The sequence below is a fragment of the Micromonospora sp. NPDC006766 genome (assembly GCF_040636055.1).
Lineage (GTDB): Bacteria > Actinomycetota > Actinomycetes > Mycobacteriales > Micromonosporaceae > Micromonospora.
In genome coordinates this window covers 1-4,489 of the sequence record NZ_JBEYIX010000110.1, presented here as the reverse complement: position 1 = coordinate 4,489, position 4,489 = coordinate 1, and the positions used below count along the sequence as shown (strand labels likewise).

Sequence of the window (4,489 nt, the reverse complement as noted above, 5' to 3'; positions counted from 1 at the left end):
TGTGGAGCCAAACAAGTTGGTACACCGCGCCACGGGACCGGGGTGGGGCCAAAACAAGTTCGCCCAGTGGGGCCAGAACTACTTGGTCAAATCAGGTGACTGTGCATCCGGACGTTCGTGAGGGGTTCGAGATCGGCGAAGCCGCCCTGCCACCCGGCATCGCGGGGCTGCCCGCCGCCGACCGAGCCCGGCTGGTCCTCGATGTGGTGCACGCCGCCACGACTCGGCTGGGGCGAGACCGCGGCTGGGACCAGGACGCTCTGGCCGCAGCGCATGCCCACACGCTGGCGGCCGGCCTGCGCTACCGCTGGACCGGGCCGGCAAAGACCAGCCCGGACCGGCGGCATAGCGCTCGTCCGGTGTTCGTCCTGCACGACGACGGCTATGGCCGGGTGGTGATCGAGGTACGGCGGCGCGCCGACGATCAGGTGGTCGCCGTGTCGGCGCCCGCGCTGGCGTTCAGCACGTCGGCGGGTTTCCAGCGCAGCGCCCACACATTGCGCTGGCGGGACACAAGCACGGTCGAGGTCGCGCCATGGGCCGGCATGTTCGGCGACGAGCAGGGCCTGCTCAGCCTCAACCTGACGAATCCGGACTCCCTTGGGACCGCGGAGCCGAGCCCGTCGGGGCCTGGCAAGTCGAGCGACACCACCGGCACTCCCGCGATCACCGTGCAGGTTCCCGACGACCTTGGCGCACGCATCGAGGTCATCGGGGGCGGACCGATGAACGGCATCCCCGCCGGCTACCAGAACACTCTCCACACCCTGCTCGAGCAGATCCGCGCCACGCCGTGGCAAGCCTGGTGGGCGGCAGGCGCGAACGACGTGCTGGAGATCTGGTACGACTTCGCGGCAGCCAAAGCCGGAGTCACCATCCGCCACGCACACGGCCGGTGGCGTACGACGATCCGCCGCCCCGCGGGCACCTTCGCCAAGGCCATCGATCCAGCAGCGCTCGCCCGCCACGACATCCAGGCCATGCTGACCGCCGTTCAGCGACGCACGGGGCTCAGCGAACACCCACCGCTATAACCATTCGTCGATGTCGAGGGCTGCGCCGAACCCACTCGCACCAAGATCACGTGCACTCATCTGGCCGCGATCGGCGCGCTACAGAACATCACGATGAGTTGGGCCGCACAGCTCCCGGACATGTCGAATTGAGCGCATCAAGGACACGGGGTTCCGGTTACAGCGCTCGGCCGGTACGGCCGGCCTTATTTGTTGTCCGCGCGAGGGTTCGGTGCCTCAGCCGCAGGTACGGTTCGCTGCGGGGGTACGAGCGCCGCCAGCGCCCCGGTGCGCCGCTGCGCGACCCTCGACCGGTAGGACCCCAACGCCGTCAGCGGTACGGACGCTGCGTCGGAGGGTTCAGATGGCACGGCCATCCGCACGACCGGGGCGTACAGCGGGAACCCGAGCCTGACGTCGTACACCTCGCAAGACAGGGCAGCCACATCCTGCCACCGGAGGAACCTGCCCCGGCCGAAGTTGCGAATGCGGATTCCGTGCTCGTCAACGACAACCCCCATTCGAAGCGCAAGCCAGATGCCGAACAGGCTGCCGACGCCGATGACCGAGTACAGGACGAGGCTGACGGGATCGCTCCTGGACCACTCGTCGCCCACCGTGAACATCGATACGGAAATCAGCAGGAAAACTGCCATCGCCGCGGTTAGCACGATCGTCTGAAACCAGACTCGGTACACCCTTCGTTTCACGGCTCGCAGCGTAGTGGCCTGAAGCTGTCGAGAGACAACATCCGCTTCTGCCGCCGGCCGCGCGGCTGCGGAGGCGGGAGCGGTCAGCACAACGGTGATCGGTACAGCACTTCGACGTACCTGATCTCGTCGTGGACCACGTCGAGGATGAGGTAGCCCGGCCATGGCGCGTCGAGGCAGACATTGCGGTGGCTATCGCCGTAGGCCTCAGCCGGCTTCGGCGCGGTGTGGAAGCTCTGGCAGAAGTCGTCCCCGCAACCGCACGTCTGCACGACTCGCAGCCGCCCGACCTGCTCCGCCAGCCGTTCCTCACCTTCGGCCACGAGCGCCGCGGCGAGTTCGGCGGTAAAGACCGGCCACCTAGCAGAGAGCAACGGTGCGTGCGCCGGATGGTTCTCCACGAGGAGGCAAGCTACCTGTGCGATGCCCCGAGTACACACTCATTTGCCGCCCAGCGAGCGGATGGGCTGCAAGTGGGCCGTCTTTGCCTGCCCCCCGACTGGAGTACGCATGCCCGGCTGTGCCGCTGACGAGGCGGTGCGCGACGATCAGCCGGTGCAGCGTTTCGACAGCGTCGGCTGTGACCTGGTGGTGGGCACCACCGTCCGAGCGACGGTCATGAGCCATGAGCGTTGGGGGGTCATGGCGGAGGTCCTCGGACATGAAACGGTGGGCGCGTCGGTTGACGCCGGCGTCATCGACAGCCCGTCGGGCGCGCCTCGGGCACTGCCCGAGGAGTACCCGCCAGTCGGCGAGCAGGTCGATGCGGTTGTCCAGGAGATCCGCCGGTACCACCCGCCCGTCTGGATACGACTCACGATGCGTGCCGCGGACCTGCGTGAGTTCAGTTGGCCGTGCGGATGCTGCGGCCAGCTCACAATCCTCAGCCCTGGCGGTGACGGCGTCACCGTCGATGTGCGCAGCAGTGAGGGACCGGGATGTGCGTCGTTCGCCGCGCACCGGTCCTGTCTGGCCGACCGCCTCGACCCGGACTTCAACGGCGACCGGGCACGGGTTAACGCCGTGGGACGCGACTAACCGCCGCCCCCAGCGATCGGAACAATCGCCCTGATAGCGGCGCCCACCGTCGGATGCATCCTCACAGACGCACGAGTCACGCGCACGCACATGCCGCCGACCGAGCGCCACGCTGAGTGACGGAACTGCGGTGGCGTCGTCGCGCTCTTGCCGATGACAGCTGGTCGCAGCCCCCGTACGTTGGCGTCATGGCGACTTTTGGACCTTGGGATGCGATGCCGACCATCCGCAGCGGATCGCCGCTTTCTGGGCGCTGGCCCTCGGCTATGTCAAGGAATCTGGCTTCGACGAGCCCGATAACGCGTCGATCGTCGACCTGGATGGCCGGGGCCCCGCCATTAGTTTCCTGAAGGTGCCCGAGGGGAAAGCCGCTGAACCAAGAACCGGTCGCCGAATGCATATCGATGTCATGCCGACCGACGGGACACGCGATGAGGAGGTCGTGCGGCTGAAGGGGCTCGGGCGCGACCCGAGTACGAGGATCATCGCAAGCCCCAACGGCGCCGGTTGGGTGACCAGGGCCGACCCGGAGGGCAACCTGTTCTGCGTCGAGCGCAGTCAGGAGCATCATGGCCCACGTCAATCGTCCCGCTGATCTAGGGTGACCTGGTGCCTTCGAAACCCGTGACAACCGTCCTGTTCGACTTCGCTTGGACCCTGTTCGCCAGAGACCCCAACCGCTGGGTCGGCAGCGCCGCGGCATTGATCGGCCGGGAGGTGGCCGCCGGTGACGCTCAGCGCATCGCCGCGGATTGCGCTGAGTTGTTGCGGACAACGGCCACGGACCCTGCTCATTTTGCCCGCGACTTGGACCCACAGGTGTGGGACCGGGCGATTCTGGCTGTCCTGCAGCAAATCCGTGGGGTGGACCTGCCGTTTGCGCGAGCCCTGCACGAAACGCACGCCGAAGCGCTCGAGCCGTACGCGGACACGTCGTCCACTCTCGCCGCACTGAGTGCCCGCGATATTCGCCTTGGCGTGGTCAGTAATGTCGGCTGGGACATTCGCAAATGCTTTGCGAGGCACGGGCTTGACCGCTACATCGATGCATTCGTTCTTTCCTACGAGGTCGGCTTCGTCAAACCCGATGTACGGATCTGGCGCACCGCACTCGACGCCCTGGCGGCACAGCCAGATCGAACGCTGATGGTCGGTGACCATCCCAGCGGCGACGGCGGTTCCGTGACCGCCGGGGTACCGGCCCTGGTACTGCCGATGGTGAGTTCGCCAGCCCAGCTTCGCGGATTCGATCACGTGCTGACGTTGGCCGGAATTTGAAGCTGGTTCGGTTCTTGGTTTGTCGAGGTTGCCCTATGCACTTCGGGAAAGATGTCCGATTCTTCCAGTATGAAGTCGAGGGCAAGTCCAGCAAGAACCGAGTGCATATCGATGTCCGGGTGGCCGGTCCAGGCCCCTGGGACATGGTCGAGCGCGCCCGACTGATCCGGCAGAAAGTCCCCGAGTTGGTCGCCGCTGGCGCGACGGTGATCCGCGAGGAGTGGTACGGCGACGTGCTCGGCCACGTCGTCATGCAGGACCCCGAGGGCAACGAGTTCTGCGTCGCTTGATGCCACGGCCACTGCCCGCGATTCGGTATCCGGATCTGCCGCCGGTCGCGCGTGCTTGACCGGCAGCTAGTACGGCAGCCGCCGTTTGAGATGCCGCTGGTAGAGCGGGGTGGACGCGAGGCGGCCACCGCGTGATCGTCTGTACGTTGTGGACATAACT

Annotated in this window: 7 protein-coding genes; 5 read left to right on the top strand and 2 right to left on the bottom strand. The window is 66.6% G+C overall.

Annotation, left to right across the window (positions count from 1 at the left end):
- Window positions 1-95 precede the first annotated feature (95 nt).
- Window positions 96-1,034 (top strand): hypothetical protein, encoded by a 939-nt coding sequence (locus tag ABZ671_RS32375; protein ID WP_357865265.1) that lies wholly within the window; start codon window positions 96-98, stop codon window positions 1,032-1,034.
- Window positions 1,035-1,219: 185 nt separating this feature from the next.
- On the opposite strand, the gene ABZ671_RS32370 is transcribed toward ABZ671_RS32375, so the two are convergent.
- Together ABZ671_RS32370 and ABZ671_RS32365 are read right to left on the bottom strand one after the other, a co-directional pair.
- A complete protein-coding gene (locus ABZ671_RS32370) occupies window positions 1,220-1,723 on the bottom strand; it encodes a PH domain-containing protein (RefSeq protein ID WP_357865262.1) in 504 nt (167 codons plus the stop codon).
- A gap of 83 nt (window positions 1,724-1,806) precedes the next feature.
- Window positions 1,807-2,124 (bottom strand): hypothetical protein, encoded by a 318-nt coding sequence (locus ABZ671_RS32365; protein WP_357865259.1) that lies wholly within the window; start codon window positions 2,122-2,124, stop codon window positions 1,807-1,809.
- A gap of 109 nt (window positions 2,125-2,233) precedes the next feature.
- On the opposite strand from ABZ671_RS32365, the gene ABZ671_RS32360 reads away from it, so the two are divergent.
- The 4 genes from ABZ671_RS32360 (at window position 2,234) to ABZ671_RS32345 (ending at window position 4,329) form a co-directional block, all read left to right on the top strand.
- Window positions 2,234-2,761, top strand: coding sequence for a hypothetical protein (locus tag ABZ671_RS32360; protein WP_357865255.1), 528 nt, complete (start codon window positions 2,234-2,236; stop codon window positions 2,759-2,761).
- A 205-nt stretch (window positions 2,762-2,966) separates the two neighbouring features.
- Window positions 2,967-3,356 carry a VOC family protein gene (locus ABZ671_RS32355; protein ID WP_357865252.1) on the top strand — a complete coding sequence of 130 codons (390 nt, stop codon included), beginning with the start codon at window positions 2,967-2,969 and terminating at the stop codon, window positions 3,354-3,356.
- A gap of 14 nt (window positions 3,357-3,370) precedes the next feature.
- Window positions 3,371-4,039 (top strand): HAD-IA family hydrolase, encoded by a 669-nt coding sequence (locus tag ABZ671_RS32350; protein ID WP_357865249.1) that lies wholly within the window; start codon window positions 3,371-3,373, stop codon window positions 4,037-4,039.
- 35 nt (window positions 4,040-4,074) lie between these two features.
- Entirely contained in the window at window positions 4,075-4,329 is a 255-nt protein-coding gene (locus ABZ671_RS32345) for a VOC family protein (RefSeq protein WP_357865245.1), read from the top strand.
- Window positions 4,330-4,489: the final 160 nt, after the last annotated feature.

Bases quoted from the DNA above. Each gene is read 5' to 3' on its own strand.
- ABZ671_RS32360 (WP_357865255.1), top strand. From the start codon at position 2,234: ATGCCCGGCTGTGCCGCTGACGAGGCGGTGCGCGACGATCAGCCGGTG.
- ABZ671_RS32345 (WP_357865245.1), top strand. From the start codon at position 4,075: ATGCACTTCGGGAAAGATGTCCGATTCTTCCAGTATGAAGTCGAGGGC.